This is a genomic window from Ktedonobacterales bacterium (genome assembly GCA_036557285.1).
Taxonomy (GTDB): domain Bacteria; phylum Chloroflexota; class Ktedonobacteria; order Ktedonobacterales; family DATBGS01; genus DATBHW01.
The window spans coordinates 1-16,492 of the sequence record DATBHW010000009.1; the positions used below are offsets into that span (position 1 = coordinate 1).

At 61.2% G+C, this 16,492-nt stretch carries 13 protein-coding genes and 1 tRNA gene; 7 read left to right on the forward strand and 7 right to left on the reverse strand.

The features are described from left to right. Positions 1-243 precede the first annotated feature (243 nt). From VH599_03455 to VH599_03465, 3 genes are read right to left on the reverse strand one after another with little or no spacing between them, the layout of a single operon-like run. Positions 244-2,493 (reverse strand): hypothetical protein, encoded by a 2,250-nt coding sequence (locus VH599_03455; GenBank protein ID HEY7347352.1) that lies wholly within the window; start codon positions 2,491-2,493, stop codon positions 244-246. Positions 2,494-2,530: 37 nt separating this feature from the next. After that, a complete protein-coding gene (locus VH599_03460) occupies positions 2,531-3,913 on the reverse strand; it encodes a glycosyltransferase family 87 protein (protein ID HEY7347353.1) in 1,383 nt (460 codons plus the stop codon). A 40-nt stretch (positions 3,914-3,953) separates the two neighbouring features. Continuing rightward, positions 3,954-4,106 (reverse strand): hypothetical protein, encoded by a 153-nt coding sequence (locus VH599_03465; GenBank protein HEY7347354.1) that lies wholly within the window; start codon positions 4,104-4,106, stop codon positions 3,954-3,956. Between the two features lie 132 nt (positions 4,107-4,238). Between VH599_03465 and VH599_03470 the strand changes: the two genes are divergently transcribed. Next, on the forward strand, positions 4,239-5,255 hold the full coding sequence (locus VH599_03470; protein HEY7347355.1) for a methyltransferase dimerization domain-containing protein: 1,017 nt from the start codon (positions 4,239-4,241) through the stop codon (positions 5,253-5,255). Positions 5,256-5,261: 6 nt separating this feature from the next. Here the strand turns inward: VH599_03470 and VH599_03475 are convergent, their stop codons facing one another. From VH599_03475 to VH599_03485, 3 genes are read right to left on the reverse strand one after another with little or no spacing between them, the layout of a single operon-like run. Beyond that, positions 5,262-6,017, reverse strand: a complete 756-nt coding sequence (locus tag VH599_03475; GenBank protein ID HEY7347356.1) for a GNAT family N-acetyltransferase — start codon at positions 6,015-6,017, stop codon at positions 5,262-5,264. 7 nt (positions 6,018-6,024) lie between these two features. Further along, positions 6,025-6,798 (reverse strand): hypothetical protein, encoded by a 774-nt coding sequence (locus VH599_03480; GenBank protein ID HEY7347357.1) that lies wholly within the window; start codon positions 6,796-6,798, stop codon positions 6,025-6,027. A gap of 4 nt (positions 6,799-6,802) precedes the next feature. Beyond that, positions 6,803-8,053 carry a HAMP domain-containing sensor histidine kinase gene (locus tag VH599_03485; protein HEY7347358.1) on the reverse strand — a complete coding sequence of 417 codons (1,251 nt, stop codon included), beginning with the start codon at positions 8,051-8,053 and terminating at the stop codon, positions 6,803-6,805. A 363-nt stretch (positions 8,054-8,416) separates the two neighbouring features. Here VH599_03485 and VH599_03490 point away from each other — a divergent pair, with 363 nt between their 5' ends. The 4 genes from VH599_03490 (at position 8,417) to VH599_03505 (ending at position 12,639) form a co-directional block, all read left to right on the forward strand. Beyond that, entirely contained in the window at positions 8,417-9,751 is a 1,335-nt protein-coding gene (locus VH599_03490; GenBank protein HEY7347359.1) for a glycosyltransferase family 87 protein, read from the forward strand. Positions 9,752-9,831: 80 nt separating this feature from the next. Beyond that, a complete protein-coding gene (locus VH599_03495) occupies positions 9,832-11,055 on the forward strand; it encodes a hypothetical protein (protein HEY7347360.1) in 1,224 nt (407 codons plus the stop codon). 69 nt (positions 11,056-11,124) lie between these two features. Beyond that, entirely contained in the window at positions 11,125-12,510 is a 1,386-nt protein-coding gene (locus tag VH599_03500; GenBank protein HEY7347361.1) for a glycosyltransferase family 87 protein, read from the forward strand. A gap of 54 nt (positions 12,511-12,564) precedes the next feature. Continuing rightward, positions 12,565-12,639, forward strand: a tRNA-Arg gene (locus VH599_03505). Between the two features lie 81 nt (positions 12,640-12,720). Here the strand turns inward: VH599_03505 and VH599_03510 are convergent. Beyond that, on the reverse strand, positions 12,721-13,683 hold the full coding sequence (locus VH599_03510) for an MBL fold metallo-hydrolase (GenBank protein HEY7347362.1): 963 nt from the start codon (positions 13,681-13,683) through the stop codon (positions 12,721-12,723). Between the two features lie 196 nt (positions 13,684-13,879). Here VH599_03510 and VH599_03515 point away from each other — a divergent pair, with 196 nt between their 5' ends. Next, on the forward strand, positions 13,880-15,583 hold the full coding sequence (locus tag VH599_03515) for an MFS transporter (GenBank protein HEY7347363.1): 1,704 nt from the start codon (positions 13,880-13,882) through the stop codon (positions 15,581-15,583). 154 nt (positions 15,584-15,737) lie between these two features. Further along, positions 15,738-16,439, forward strand: a complete 702-nt coding sequence (locus VH599_03520; GenBank protein HEY7347364.1) for a hypothetical protein — start codon at positions 15,738-15,740, stop codon at positions 16,437-16,439. The last annotated feature ends 53 nt before the right edge of the window (positions 16,440-16,492 follow it).

The window sequence follows — 16,492 nt, forward strand, 5'->3', positions numbered from 1 at the left end:
TGATTGTGGGGCGAGCCTGCACCGGGACCACAACGCCGCCCTGAACATCCAACGGGTCGGGCAGACCCGTCGGGGAGCCACTCCACGGAAGCGTGGCGCTGAACCGAGCATCCCCGGCCTTTAGGGCTGGGGAGTGTCAACAAGCGGGGTTTTCGCACAAAACGTGCCGAACGGCTCTGGCGGCAAGCGCCAGGCAACCAGGAAGCGCCGCACAAGAAAAAATTGCAAAGAGCGCCTATCGAATCAAGGCGCTGGCAACTGATAGACGTGAAAGTTCTGATAGCTCCAGACCTGGATCAGCGAGCCGGCTAAAAACTGGCGAAACGCAGGCAGAAAGCTAGCCACGTAGTAATTTCCATACCCATGAACGATAAAACTGAGCGTTTGCTCATCAAAGATCAGATAGCGAAAGTGGTCCTGGCGCAAGAGCGCCAGCATACCCGCTGGCGTGCGGCCCTCTGTCTCAAGATAGGGAATCCAGTCTTCGCCAGAATCGGCTACATAATCAAAGTCTGGCAGAAAATAGCCTACACCCCGGCCCACCAGCAAGAGCCGCGCATCGTGGGGGACATGCTCCTCCACATAATCCACCATATGCCAGAAGCCGCTGTCCATCATGCCCTGTTCTTCCCACTGGCGCAGCGAAATATTGCCAACCACCATCGGCAGCGGATTCGTATAGGCCCAGATGGGGACGCTGAAAGCTACCGCAATGCCTGCCGCAAAGAGCATCGCCGCAGGCGTCATGAACCGCATCATTGGCGCGAGCAGACGTAAAAAGGGCTGCTGCCAGCGCACCCCGCAGGCGCGCGCCAGAAGAACAGCGGAAGGCACAGACAGCAGTATCAGCCAGGGCAGCCCATAACGCGCTACCGCTGCCCCCAAAAGAAGCCAGACCACATATCCACCTGCCGCGACCACCAGCCAGGGCTGTCCCCATCCGGCGCTCTCCCCTCTTTCAGCCAGGCCAGTTGAGGACACCCGCTTCCTCCTGCGCCAGCGCGCCTGTTCCACCGCCCAGACAAGCGGAACGAGCAAGACCAGCAGGTACAGATAATTGGGCGGAACATACGGCGGGTCATCGGTGTGTCCGGTCTCCGTAAAGAGCGTGAAAAAGCCGGTCAGCAGACGCTGCCAGGCTGGCCCCTGTGGTCCAAAATGCGAGAGCGTCAGCACGCCCGTCTCGGTGCGCGCGGCGTCCCACTCTGGGCCACCCCAGATAAACGGATAGATCGGATTGCCCAATAACACCCAATCTTTCAGCAGCCAGGGCAAAACCGCCAGCAGGATAGCCGCGCCATAGATCATCAGATCCGCCAGCAAGCGCCCGAACGCCGGAAGGAGCGGTTTTCCCTGGCGGCGCGGGCCAACCAGCCTGATCACGCCCACACCGATCAACAGCAGGGCGATACCCACAATGACCTGCCCCTCGGTATACTTCGCACCTAGCCCGAAGCCCGCGAAGAGGCCCGCCAGGACAAGCAGCGGCATCCCCGCTGTTTGCTCCCGCTGATCGAGCCAGGCCAGCACAACCACCAGAGAAGCTACGGCGTAAAAGGTCACGGCCAGTTCAGCATAGCCGCTGACGAGCAATCCGGCCACGAGATTATTACAGATGCTCAGCGCCGCGCCCAGCCATGCCGCCAGGAAGCCAAAGCGCCGATAGAGAAACCCAACGATCAAGATGATTGCCAGCAGCCCAAAGGCGCCCTGAATGAAGACCGCCGCCTCCTGCGAACCGCAGGCCAGCGCCAGAGTATTGAGCATCTCTGAATTGAAGGGGAAATTGGCATGCGCCCAACCCGGCAGAGCATAAATAGCGTGATGCAAGAGATAGAGTTGAGGGACCGCCCAATGATACTGATAGATGTCGAAGCCGCGCGGCGCATTAGGGATCGTCAGCGAGTGCGTACCCAGCAGAATCAGTTCGAGGCAGACGATCACCGCCAGCGCCCACAGAAAAAAGCCGCGCGGCTTGCAAGCCCGCAGCCGCCGATAGGGCGCGCCAGAGGCGAGCAGAGACAGAATACGCCAGGCATCGCGCCAGAAGAACGCCAGCACCAGCGCCAGCCCGCCGAACAGCAGCCAGCCGTAGAGGAGATGCGCCAGTCCCAACGCCAGCACCGCCAGACTGAGCAGCCCCCAGCCCAACCCAACCGCCAGCGCGCCGCTCTCTACCCACGAGAAACCCGTTAACTTGAAAGGCCGCAGCAGGCGCAGGCCCACCAGCAAGCCAACCAAACCCACCAGACCCAGCACGCCAAGCGCGAAGACATCATCCAGCAGCGTCAGCCGGTGGGGGACACGCGGCTGAGGCAGATAGATCGCGTAATGATAAACAGTTGCCAGGGCCAGCACAACCACGATCCCTGCCAGGACCAGCAGCGTCCTTCGCCGCTGATAAACGAGTGGCTCGCGGTTTTCGCTGTAGGGCAGTGCCGTCTGGGTCTTACCCATTGCGCCGCCTTCAGAATAAACAGATTCTGTTGTCATCGATCACTCCCCAAAATTGCCATCCTACGCTCCCACCCTACGCTTCCAGGGTACGGGGTATCGTTTCTGTGATGTATTCGTGTTGCTCACGCGCAGCCCCAGCGATCTCCTGAGCGCGCGCGACCTGTGGGGCGCTGGCCCGCCAGAGCAGCCACGCCTGCATGCCCGCGAAGAGCAGCAGCCCATAGGTCGGCAAGCCATAAGAAAAGGCCCCCAATCCTGCCAGCCCAGGCGTCTGCTGATGCAAGAGCCACGCGGCCAGATCAATCATCCAGGACCGATGGATCAGCAGAGGCAGCAGACCCAGCGCGATCAGCACAAACCACCAGCGCGGCGGCCTGGAGACCTGGCGCAGCCCCAGGACCGTTGTCGCGCCGGGCAAAATCAGCGGGATAATTTCCCAAAACCAGACCAGCGGAAAAACCAGCATGAGGACCGTCACCGCAATGCCCAGGCTCAAGGCGCTCACTGTCTCGCTTTGTCTCCGTCGCCAGCAGCGCCAGAGGAAGACCAGCGTCCCCACCAGCACAAGACCAGCCACCGCTTCCGCCAGCAGCGCGGCTTCTTCCAGACTCAACCCATGAAGCAAAGCGGGCAGCGGTAACTCCGTATCGGGATAGCCGGTAAAGAGGCGCATTATGGCGCTGACCAGCGAGACGCTGGCTCCGTTCGGTATCCAGAAGATTTCAGCGGCGCGCACCGGCCCTAGATAATCGGCATACGTACCCGGCCCCAGCACTGCCAGGGACGCCAGTGTTCCCGCCAGCAGTGTCGCTGCCCCACTCCAGGCCAGGCGTCGCTTGCCCTGGAGCAGCGCCAGCGCCAGCAGACCCACCGGCCAGACTTTGAGCAGCCCGGCCAGGCCGATCAGCACACCCGCCCACCCGGAACGCCCACGCCGCTCCAGCAGCCATCCGGCCACTAACAAGAAGGTGAGCAACTGCCCAAAGTTCTGTTCGCCGATGCCGATGGTCAGCGCCTCCCAGAAAACGCTGCCCAGCACAAAAAGCGTCAGGCTGCGCAGCGAGCGCCAGCCCAGTGCGCGCAGCAAAAACAGGCCGCTGAGCAGATAGCCCGCCAGCGAGCCAAGCCCCCACAGCATCGCCGCGGGAACCTGGGGCAGTACACTGAGCGGCCAGATCAGCAGAATCGAGAAGGGGGGATGCGCATCATATTGGAACGGCGAGGGGATGAAGCCGGTCCAGCAGTGCATAGGCAAATAAACCGCGATACCCTGCGTCAGCCGCTGGGCAGCCAGGTAATCCTGGCAAAAGTCGGTGCGCTGCTGGCTAACCAGGATAACCTCGTTGCCCAGCAGAAAGACGCCCAGCAGCAAGAGAACGCCCCAGCCAACCCTGCCCAGCAGCCAGAGCAATCGCTTGCGGGGAATTGGTCTTGAATCCGTCACGCGCCGCCGCACAAACGCCTCCTCATCAATAGTCCATCCGTGAAGTGGGAAATCAGCCGCTGCGTTCGCCGATCAATGCAATAAGCAGCAGTATAGCAAAGTAGTCCATAAAGCTCAAGGGCAGCGCAGACGCAGCCATCCCCGCGTGGAACGGATCATAGGGCAGGTTTTTCCACCTCCCCTCTTCTGATGGTGAGTAGCCCAAATAGCCTTTCCTGGGGGTTAAGGGGTTGATTCATTGGTTCAGATAGAGTATCCTACCTGTGCCTCATCAGGAGGCTCATCTCTCTGGCTCCCAAAGGGCCGAACACGCATTGTGCTGACAGGGGGGAGTGTAATGGACCCGACGACGCATCTCAGGGCTGTGACCCCGGCGAAGATTTTAGAGCAGGCAGATGCCTTTGCGCGCTCGATGGCGCTCCGCGCCGCCATCGAACTGGAAGTGTGCGACGCGCTCGATGAAGGGCTGAATACAGCGCAAAAGCTGGCTCAGAACACCAAAACCTCGGTGCGCGGCATGGAAATGTTACTTGACGCCCTGGTGGCGATGGAACTGCTGACGAAACGCGGCGAGACCTATCACCTCACCCCGGAATCAGCTACGTTTCTGGTGCAGAGCAAGCCCACCTACCTGGGCGAACTGGTAGAACAGCGGGTGCGCGATGTCGTCGCGCTGGAGCATCTTTCCGAAAGCGTGGCGAACGGCAAAGCCTGGCCGCAGTGGGGCGTGCAGCATGGTGGCATCGAAAATTATTTCGCCGATATGGTGCCAGGACTCTTCGTCCTCAACGAGCCAGACGCCCGCAAAGTAGCCCGCCAATTGTTTCGCGGCCAGATTGGCAACTCGGCGCGCGTGCTGGACCTGGGGGCTGGCTCTGGCGTCTGGGGCATCGCTCTGGCCCAGCAGAACGCGCTGGCGACGGTGGTGGCTCTGGATACGGCTGACGTGCTGGAGGTCACGCGCCAGTTTGTGGAAGGGCATAAGCTGGAGTCCCAATTTGAATATGCCGAAGGCGACCTGCTGACCGCCGATTTTGGCGAAGCCGAGTATGATATTGTCGTACTGGGTCAGGTCTGCCAGATGTTCAGCCCGGAACAAAATCAAGCCCTCTTCCGCCGCATCGCGCGCGCCCTCAAGTCAGGCGGGCGTGTCCTCATCGCCAGCGCGCCCGTAGACGACTCCCGCAGCAGCACGCCAGACACCATGATCAGCGATCTGGTGCTGCTGCTCAGTACCGATGGAGGCCGAAGCCACACATTCCCTGAATATCGGGCCTGGCTGCAAAACGCGGGGTTCAAGTTAATTGAGCAGGTCGATCTCCCTGGCCGCCTGACCATTGTAGCCGGGAAGTAAAGCAGTTCATCCCGGCAAAAACCAGATAAGCTCGTCGGCATAGTGCTGATAGCCCAGTGCAAGCGCCACCCTCTGTGAAGCCACATTGGTGGCGCTATGTACATAGAGCGGCACGCGCCCGTCGGCCAGGATAGCCTCGGTTGCCGCTGTTACCACAGTTTTTGCCAGCCCACGCCCACGCAGTGCCTCAACCTCGGTGCGCACGCCAATCTCACACACGTCGCGCGATTCACGACGCACTCCCGCCCGCGAGAGAATTTGAGCCTGAGCATCACACAGCGCGTAAATGCCGCCGCTGTATCGGCTCAAAAGCGCCAGGTTGGAAAGTTGATGCTCATCCAAACGTTGGACGCGGGCGCTTTCCGGCCCCTGAAACGGCTGGAAGGTTTCACGCGAGACAAAACGCGCGATGATGAGTAAGCCGCCCGGCGAGATCGAAGCGTCGGGAAACTCGGCGCGAGCCAATCGGGTAAGCTGCTCCAGCGCGGCAGCTTCAAAGAGGCTTTCCACCGTCCGTCCCGACAGAAAGCGGCGCAGCGGCGCAAGCAATTGGAGATGGGCGATCACCGCGCATGACCGCAGGCCATCGGCGCTTGATGGCGCGTGAACAATGAGGGCGCTGTTCCTGAACAGAGAGGTGGAAGGCGGCTGGCGGCTCAGCGGAGCCAGACGGATACCGGGCCGCCTGAGTGCTTCTGTAGGCAGGCCGAGCAGTTCAGCGTAATAGACATCGAGCCGTTGTCTGGCATCAGCCTCAGTCATGGCAGCCTCACCGTTGCAGGATCAGCGTCAGCGCCTCCGGGTCGCATGGCTCTGCGCAGCAAAACAGATATGCCTGGCGATCAGTTCCCCAGGGGAAAGCCAGCGGAGCGCCAGCTATAAACTGCGCCAGCAGGTACATCTGCCCGCCGCACCAGCGGCATTCCGGCCAATAGCTGGCATTGCTCCAATGCGGATAGCCGCCAAGCTGGCTCTGAGCAGCCTGATCATGGCGGCGCAGCACCTCTAACTCGGCCAGGTGATAGCCGACATGCAGATCATCCAGCGCGTGTGGAGCGATGGCCGTCAACTCATCGGCGACATCTTGCCAGGCCGGAGCATCCAGCGTCGGCGTCCCATGCGCCCGAAACGAAGGCAGCCTGGCCGGGGCATCCAGGGCGCCGGGAAACTCCAGCCGCGCCAGGGGCTGGTCTTGCCAGCGCAGCAGGCGTAATCGGCAGCTATCCCCGCCAGGCCGCTCGACCAGGGGCGCGTCATCTTTCTGGCTGCATCCGAAACAGAAGAAGACCAGGCAGAGCGCATAATCGCCGGGCCGCCAATGGCCGCCGCCGTCAAGGCGCAGTTGGCAAACAAAGGTCAGCGGCCCGCCGCAGGTATCGCAGACCGGCCACGCTTCCCCAACCGGCCACCAGGGCCGCCCACCAAAACCAGACTCCGGCTCGTCGAGAGAGTGTTCGCCTGGCTCCAGGCGCAGGCGCAGGCAGGTACGCGCAATCTGTTGAAGCTGAAGCGCGAGCGCCTTCTGAAGCGCGGTCCCATCCATACTATCAGGCCGATCTTTCTGCGCGCGGCTCCTCATCCAGCGGCAGCTCGAAAGTAAACTGGCTGCCCTTGCCCTCTTCCGAGGTGGCCCAGATGTGCCCCTGGTGTCGCTCGACGATTTCTTTACAAATCGCCAGCCCTAACCCCAGGCCGCGTTGTGAGCCGTTCCGGGCTGTGCGCGCCCGAAAAAAGCGATCAAAAATCAACGGGAGTTCATCCTTTGGAATACCCACCCCTTCATCCGTCACCGTCACCACCGCTTTCCTTGCCCGGCTGGTGAGCGCCAGACACACAGGGCGCTCACCAGCCGAATACTTGATAGCATTGGTTAGCAGGTTGCTCAACACCTGGCTCAGCCGCTCGCTATCCGCCGAGACACATACCGGCCCGGCTGGCAGAGTAAGATCGATCCTACGCCCATTGGTGAGTTCTTGCTCTTCCACCGCCTGGCGGCAGAGCGCAGCCAGGTCGCATGGCTCCAGGCGCAATTCTAGTTTGCCAGCCTGAATCCGGCTCACATCCAACAAATCATTGACCAGTCCGGTGAGTTTATCCGCCTGCTGGTTAATCTTGACCAGCATATCTTGTGTGGCAGCAGCCCCAGGTGATGCATCAGCTACCTTTGCCAGACGGCGGTCTGCCAACTGCGCATAGCCCTTGATCGCAGCGATAGGCGTCTTCAATTCGTGTGAAGCCAGCGAGAGGAACTGATCCTTCAGCTTCCCGGCCTCTTCCAGCGCCTGGGCGCGCTCTTTTGCCAGGCGTTCGGCTGTGCGGGCGCGCAGACGCGCCCGTTCGCGCTGCGACGCCAGCACGCTCAATATCAGGCTCGCGGCAATAAACGGCACAAAATCTTCCAGGTCGCTCAGCCTATCAAGCTGGCTTACCGGCGTGACCAGAAAGTAATCTAAAGCCGCTGTACTCAGCACAGTGGCAAAAACCGCCGGGCCAGCGCCCCACATGAGCGCAACGACGAAGACCATCAGGATCATGATGGCGCCAGCGAAGAAATGGGGTTCTGGCCCCAGCAGGCGCAAGAACTGCTGCGCCAGAATGGTCACGACCGCGACGATGATAATAGTGAACAGATACCCCACCGCCCGACGCTGCCACCAGTCGGGGTAAACCAGATAATCCTGGCGAAGAATGCGGCGTGATAGAATGCCCGGAGCCAGTCTGTGTCGCATCTCAACAGGTGAACTCTCTTCAACAGGCTCAACTGGAGACGCCGGAGGCTTGGGCAATGGCGCTGTCATGATGCCTCGCTCCTCTAGCAAGGACTGTTTCCTGGCTCCCCGCGCATCTCTCTGATGCGGTTTTTCTCTAGAGCTGGCGTTTGTGCTGATGAGTACACCTTATTGAAGTACGCCTTATGACTACACCTTACCTGCGTCTACGTGTAATCCACACGGGTAGATGGTATCATTTCCGAGGCGCTGGCGCAACCTGACAAAGCGCATAACCAACCTGGGAAGCATGCCAGCAAGAGCTTTTCCCGGTTCTCTTGAGGACCAGCCGCCATTTTGCTATACTCGCTCCGCCGAGGCAAGAACCCCCATTCTATCAGGAGCACATGAAGTCCAATGGGACTCTGAAATAGGGAGGACCAGTTGAAGAGCATGAGCCGCCCGCCGGTTCTCGTGGACCACCATGAGCAGGAGACCACCGCGCGCGTTGGCCGCCATTCGCGCAGACGCCGCCTGCTCTGGGCAGCGCGAACAGCCGCCTGCGGAATCCTTCTTGCCCTCGGATTGGCGCTCCTCATTCAGCAGGTGGTGATAATCAGCCATGAACCCACCGATTTCTGCCAGGAGTACATCGCGGCTCAGCGCCTGGCGCAAGGAGCGCCGATCTATCAGCCCCTACAAAACTCGGCCAGCTACAGCAATTGCCCACCGTCGCTGACCTATGACGCGCATCCCCCGCCCACCGCGCTGCTGGTGTATCCCCTCAGCTTTTTGCCCTACACGCTCGCCTCGCTGATCTGGGGTTTTTGTGCGCTCGCCGCCTATCTGGCGAGCGGTCTCATCCTGCTGCGGGCGCTGGGCTGGCTCTCGCTGGCGGGCGTCGCGCTTTTCATGATCGGCAGCGTTTACTGGCAGCCGGTGATAGGAGCCGAAGGCGCGCAGAATCTCTGGCAGTTCCTCGCCCTCCTGATCGCGCTGGCCTGGATTCTAGAGCGGCGCAAGCGGCCAGGATGGGCAGGCGGATTGCTGGGGCTGGCCGGTCTGCTCAAAATCTGGCCTGCGCTCCTCCTGCTGGGCGGGCTGACGCGCCATCGCTGGCGGCTCGTCCTGGCGGGCGCGGCGCCGATATTTCTAGGGACCGCCCTGGCGTTGGGCGTCATGGGCCTTGAAAGCTACGCCGCCTATCTTGGGCCGGTCCAGGCCAGCGAAGGCAGCATCGTACCCGTGAGCGGCAACATCTCGCTCGTCGGCGCGGTGGCGCGCCTTTTTAGCGGCGATCCCCCGCTGCTATCGCCGCCGATCCCTGGGGTCAGCCTCCGGGCAGCCACCCTGCTTGGCGAAGGCGCGGCGGGAGTCGTCCTACTGGGAGCTTTAGCCTGCATTGGCTGGTATCGCTGGCGGTCTCCGGGCGAGGTCACAGAACTGCTCTGCCAGGGTCTGCTCGTCACGGTGACGCTGCTGGTCTTTCCGCTCATCTGGTACTTTGGGTTCATTACCTTGCTGCTGCCTGGCGCGACGACCATCCTGGCGCTGCGCCAGCTTCCCAGGCCGCCGCGCAGGTGGTTTGCGCTGCTCGCGCTCAGCCTGCTTCCGCTGGCCGCGCCATACTCGCTCTTTACCCTGGGCGGATGGCTTCTGGAGCGGCACGCTGTTGGAAGCGTCTGGTTGAGCATGGGCCTGTTTGCGCTGCCAACCTTCGGTCTGCTATTATTTGCAGCCGTACAGGGTCATCTGCTTCACTACGCCAGCGCCCGGCGCGAAACCTGAGCGGCCCTTGCTCCTTCCGGGCTGGGCATTGGCTCGGCGCTCACTTAAGGGTGGAAATCTTCGTTGGGTGGAAGACAGCAATGCACATGTTACGTACCTCTACTCTTCATCAATCAATCACCTCGGCGTTGGGGCTGGCGCTGCTGGCCTTCTGCCTGCGGCTCATCATCATTCCCCTCACCAGCGGGCTTGATTACGACATCACCTCCTACCATATTCAGGCGCAGAGCGTCTTCAGCCATCAGAACATCTACCTGCTGACCAATCGCTACCCCTACCCGCCAGTCTGGATATGGTGGACCGCGCTGGCGCAGTGGGCTTCCACGCTGACCCTGCTTCCTTTTGTCTGGTTCATCAAAATCCCTGCCCTGCTGGGCGATTGCCTGATTGTCGTCCTGCTGCGCCGCTGTCAAGGCGTGGGCGCAGCCCTGTTTTACGCGGCCAATCCCGTCTCTATCCTGGTAACCGCCGGGCAGGGGCAATTCGATGGTCTGGTCATCGCGCTGGTCGTGCTTGCCTGGGCCTGCTGGCGTTCAACGCGCGCCAGTGGTCCATACTGGGCGGCGCTCGCGCTGGGGGGCGCTATTGCCCTCAAAGGCTATCCCATCCTCCTCCTGCCCGCGCTGCTGGCGCCGCTGCCTTCCAACCGCCAGCGTTGGCGCGCCGCCGCACTGGCGCTCACGCCGCTGCTGCTCTCTATCGTAATCTACAGCGCGTTCTTTGGCCTGGAAGGAGCCATGATCACACATGTGCTGATCTACAATAGCCCCCTGAACTTTGGCTGGGCGCTCTATATCCCTTTCCTGATGAATATCCTCTGGCCCGCGGGCTTTCCGGTGGTGATGCTGGCACTGGCCGTGATCACGCGCGTCATCATCCTCCTGATGGTGTACCGTCTGCCGGTCCGGCGGCCAGGCTGGCCGCTCGAACGACACTGGCTGGTCGTCTTGCTGGGCTTGTACGTGCTGGCCCCCGGCGTCTCTGCCCAATACCTGCTGTGGACTTTGCCGTTCCTGGCAATGCTCGATATTCCCTGGGGCTGGCGCTATACCCTTTGCTCGGCTCTGGTTATGTGGGTCTTCTACGTCGCTGTTTACCCTGGGGCAACGCCCTGGGGGTCGAACTTGAGGAACTTTCATCCGGCTCTCTGGTTCCCGGGCTTTGTGGCGCTGAATCTGGTCTGGTGGCTCTTCTGCCTGCTGCTCTGGCGGCGCTGGCTCCGGCCAGAACAGCAGATACCCGGCAAACAAGAGCGGCAAAGCCTGGCTGCCAGGGATCAGATGCAAGCAACTACAGCACCCTGAGTATTTCGCTCTGCTGCCTGCCGGGCTGATACCGATACACAGGCGCCTGGAGAGAGGTTAGAAAAACGAATGGCGAACCGTGAGTACCATGTCCCCACGCTCCCTGTTGCGGAGCCATCAACTCAGGAGGAGCGTCCTCCCGCTGTCCCGATAAAAAAACGCGCGCGCCCGCGCGTCCACGCATCCTGGTACCTCTATACCGCTGCCTGTTGGATTCTCCTTGCCCTCGGTCTGATCCTCCTGGTTCAGCAGGTGGTTCAGGTGAGTCAGATGCCCTCTGACTTTTGCCAGGATTACATCGCTGCCCAACGGCTGGCTCAAGGGACTCCGATCTATCTGCCGCTCAACTCCCCGGCAAACTGTCCCCAGGGCGTGGGAGCCTATGACACGCATCCGCCGCCCTCAGCCTTGCTGGTGTTCCCGCTTGGCTTCTTGTCCTACCCGGCGGCGTCTCTGCTCTGGGGGTGCTGTTTGCTCGCGGCCTATCTGGCGAGCGGTATTTTGCTGCTGCGGGCGCTGGGCTGGTTCTCGCTGCGAGGTGTGGCCCTTTTTGTGATCGGCAGCATCTACTGGCAGCCGCTTATGGGAGCAGAAGGGGATCAGAACTTGTGGCAGTTCTTGCTGCTGCTGCTGGTGATCGCCTGGGTGCTCGAACGGCGCGGCGCTCTGGCCGCTTCCGGCTATCTGTTGGGGGTAGCATGGTTACTCAAACTCTGGCCGAGCGTCCTCTTATTGGGCGCAGTGACTCGCCGCCGCTGGCGGCAGGCGCTGGGAGCCGCCCTGGCAATCGCGCTGGGAACGGCGCTCACCCTCGTAGTACTGGGGCCAGAGACGTATATGAGCTATCTCGGGCCAGTACGAGCCGGAGAAGACGCATGGGCGGCTTACAATGGGAACGTGTCACTGGTTGGTGTCGTCACGCGGTTTCTGGCTGGTGACGGCTTCCTGCTGCCGCCTGTGCTGTTTGGCGTACCGCTCAAGGAAGCGGTCTTGCTGGGCGAGGCAGCCGCAGGACTGTTCGCGCTGGGCGCTGCGGCCTTCGTTGGCTGGTGTCGCTGGCAGGCTCCGAACGAGCTAGACGAATTGCTCGCTGAGGGCATCTTCGTGACCATCACGCCGCTGATCTTTCCGCTGACGTGGTTCTTTTCCTTTATCACCCTCCTCTTGCCCTTCGCCACAACCATCCTGGCGCTGCGCCAGATGCGCAGGCCCCCGCGCTGGTGGTTTGGAGTCGTGGCATTGAGCCTGGCCCCATTGGTCACGCCATCTGTATGCCTGACCCTTGGCGATTGGTTTCTTCAGCATCAGTCCCCTGGGGCGGCCTGGTTCGCTACATTCGCGTTCGACTTGCCCTCAATTGGGCTGTTCGGGTTTGCGTGCGCGCAGGGGTACCTGCTCTGGAAAGGCGCCCGGCATGCCGGTGAGCCTGCTGCGAAACCAACCAATGCCGCTTGACGAGCGCCAGCAGAGATGATATAGTGTCTCCTGTAGCCAGGCGGATTGGCATTTGCCCCCGTAGCTCAGTGGATAGAGCACCGGCCTCCGGAGCCGGGCGCGCAGGTTCGATTCCTGTCGGGGGTACCAGCTACGTATCACCAGAAACCCGATAGCTTCTGCTATCGGGATAGTTGTTTTGGGGCAGGCATCGTCTGGCTTCTGGCTTCTTCAGGAACCATTCACAAAACGCGTCTCGCCGACGGCCAGCGTCCAGTTGTGGGTCCGGTCCAATCCTTGCTCATCCCACCAGGCGGCCAGGCGTTTAGGTGGTTCATCGGTGCGTTCGGTGCTGAGCTTGAAGGTACCCCAGTGCATCGGGATGATCACTCGCGCGCCTACATCCAGAAACGCTTGCCCGGCTTCTTCCGGGTTCACATGCGCCGATTGCATGAACCATGCCGGCTTATACGCCCCGATGGGCAGAAACGCCACATCAATGCCGGAATAGCGTTGGCCGATCTCCTTGAATCCGCTGAAATACGCGGAATCTCCGGCGAAGTACAGCGTGTGCGCGCCATCGCTGAGCATCCAGCCGCCCCAGAGGGTCAGGTTCGTATCCCAGGGAGTACGGCGGCTCCAGTGCTGGGCAGCCACAAAATCGAAGTGGAGGCCGAGCGCATCCACACTTTCCCACCACTCGCACTCATGGACCTTGGTGCAGCCGAGCTTCTGAAACCACCCGCCCAGCCGCGAAGGAACCAGATACATAGGCCGATCCCCCAGCCAGCGGATCGTGTCGCGGTCCAGATGATCGTAGTGATTATGGGAGATCAATGTCAGATCAATCGGAGGCAGATCGATCAGACGCAGGCCCGGCGGAGCCATCCGCGTCGGGCCAAAGGGACCAATGCCCGCTTTCTTGCTCCACACCGGATCGGTCAAAATGGAACGGCCACCCATCTGAATCAAAAAGCTGGAATGACCGACCCACGTAATGCTGACCTGGCTCGCGTTATCGCGCAGCGCCGCGCCATCATTGGCAACAACCGGCGTGGGATCAGGTGGGGAAAGCAGACGATCCGCCTCGGCCTGCTGGCGCGAAGCCTGCCTGAACCGCCTCATGTCGCCAAAGCCAGCCCGCCGGTCAGCCGCAGGGTCAAGATTCTGAAATCGTGGTGCTTGTTGTGCCATACGTTCGAGATAGATTGCCAGGCGTCGCCAGGACACCCCAAAAAACCGACTACCCTAATTGTACAGCATGCGCGCAAACAGCAACGTCCTCCCTCTGCTCGCTCTTGCGTTGCCTGCGACACCGCGCTAGAATGGATACATGCTACAGCAGCGGCGTGGGCCTATCGTTGATGGCTAGGGAAAAGGGGGAACTACGATGTCTCTCGATCAACCGCCAGGCGAATCCGGCAGCATCGATCTTCTTCGCTCCGACAAAACCGGCGCGACAGCCATCCCCAGGCGCTCGCTCTGGGGGCTGATTGCCATCAGCCTCTTCTGGCTGGCGCTCAATTTCCACTGGACGGCTTTCCTCATCATCATCCTTCCCAGCCAGGTAGAGGCACTGCTGGCCCACAGCTATCTGCAAAGCCATGCCTTCAACCAGGGCGCCCTCAACGATTTCGTCAACAACAACAAGGCCGTCGCCCTGGCGCTGGTCTCCAGCCCTGGCCTGCTGGTGGCGCTCGTCAGCAATCCGCTCTTTGGTATGCTCAGCGACCGCACCGCTGGCCGCTGGGGGAGACGCCGCCCCTACATCCTGGGCGGTACGCTGCTCAACATGGTCGGCCTGGCCCTGATGCTGGCAGCACCCAATATCATCACGCTGATGCTGGCGCTCTGCCTGACGCAGCTTGCCAACAACGCCGCTGCTGCGCCCTTCCACGCCTTCCTGCCCGATCTGGTCAACGAAGAGCAGCGCGGGCTGGCCGCCGGAATCATGGGCTTCGTGCAGACCCTGGGTTTCATCGCGGGTGCGCTTGTCATCGGCCAGCTCATCCAGATCGATCCCGTCCTGAAAGCGCAGAGCGCCGATACCTTCAACAGCGCGCTCTCCACCTATAACGGCCAGCTTCTGGCGGCCTACAGCGTGGTTGGCCTCGTGATCTTTGTGCTGATGCTGCTAACCATTGTTACCGTCAAGGAGCAGCCCTGGCAGCGCCGCATACGCGATGCCGCGCCTGGAAACACAGAGTCAGGCATAGGCTGGTTCGCGCACTATCGCCAGCAGGTGGGCGAGGGAACACTGGCGCTGGCGCTGGTCATTATCGTATTGATCGGCGCGCTGCTGGCGCTGCAAGCCACCGGCCTCAGCTTCGACCTGAACGGCGCGCACCCGCCCCAGGGCAGCAGCGCGCAGGCCGCCAGCGACGCCGCCCAGCACGCCAACATCGCTATCAACGCCGTCCTGCTGGTGGTAATGCTGATTGTCGCCCTCTGGGCGGCGCGCCTCTTCGACTTCAGGCCGCGCCGCGACCCCGATTTCGCCTGGGTCGTCGGCACGCGCCTCTTGATGATGCTGGGCATCAACACGGTGCAGGCATTCCTGCAATATTACTTCCATGACATCCTGGGCAGCCAGAATCAGGAGGCTCAGGCAGGCGAGTTTGTGATCGCGGTGACACTGGCCGGCGCGCTCACTACCTTCTTTGGCGGCTGGCTCTCCACGCGCTACGGGCGCAAGCGCATGGTCTATCTCTCCGGCGGCCTGATGACGGCTGTAGCCGCCATCTTTATCGCGCTCAACTTCCTTGTCACCGGCGGCACGCTCAGCGCGGACGCCGGTATCACCATCGCCCTGGTCGGCGGGGCCATCTTTGGACTGGGCTATGGCGCGTACCTCAGCGTAGATTGGGCGCTGGTCGCCGATGTCCTGCCCTCCAAAGACCGCTTCGCCCGCGATATGGGCGTCTGGAATATCGCCCTCACTATGCCGCAGGTCATCGCCTTTGTCATTGGCAGCGTCTTGCTCAGCCTTGCCGTTGCGCCCGCCTACCGCTACACCTTCTTGTTCATCACCTTTATCGCCTACTGCCTGGCCGGAACTATCACTGTACGCTACATCAAGGGCGTCAAACGCTGATAAAGCAATCGGCCATGCAAACGAGCAGCGGGTGTTATTTCAACAAGGCTGTTGCGTTCTGCAAGCAGAGCATGTTATAGTAGGGTGCAGCAAATCGTTTGCTCTCTATGCTGTTCCTCGCCTATTATCTGGCCGACAGAAAGGATGAGGGTCTATGGAATCAATTATGCGCGAAATTGTGGTGTTCTGGGATCGTATCAAGGTCCACTTTAGCCATCATGTCGTCAGCGAGGGAAAGGAAGCCTCGTTCTGGGTGGCAGTCTCCTTCCTGGGCATGTTTGGCGTTGTGCGCTACATCACCTATAGCATTCGCAAGAAGAAGCTCACCGCCAAGAAGAACCCGCACCCTTCCGAGCAGCATCACGGGTTCGGCTTCCACGACATTGTGCTGCCGGGCGGGCTGCACATTCATCACGCCGTCCCTGGCATCTTCCTGGCGCTGTCGGCTGGCTATCTCGCGTTGGTAACAGGGAAAAAAGGCACCAGGCCCGTCAGCATCATGTACGGCATCGGCACCGCGCTGGCGCTGGATGAATTTGCGCTCTGGCTGGAGCTGCGCGATGTCTACTGGTCAAAAGATGGCCGCCGCAGCTTCGACGCCGTCGCTATCGCTGGCTCGCTCTTTATGGGCGGTTTCGCTCTGAGCCATTTTGGCGGCGCGATCCTCCGTGACATCCACGAGCGCAGAACAACGGGCAAGTATCCGCCACATCATACCGAACTGGATGTGGATTTGCCGCCGGACATTGACATGGGCGCGCCCTCTGGATCGATCCCCGTGCCTCGCGCCGCTTCGCTAGCTGCTCGCAACAACGTCGGCAGCAAAGCCACAACGCCCAGGCGAGCCGCGCACTAAGCCCCATCGCTTCACAGACCGCACAGAGAAAACAGAGCAGAGAGAGGGGGGGG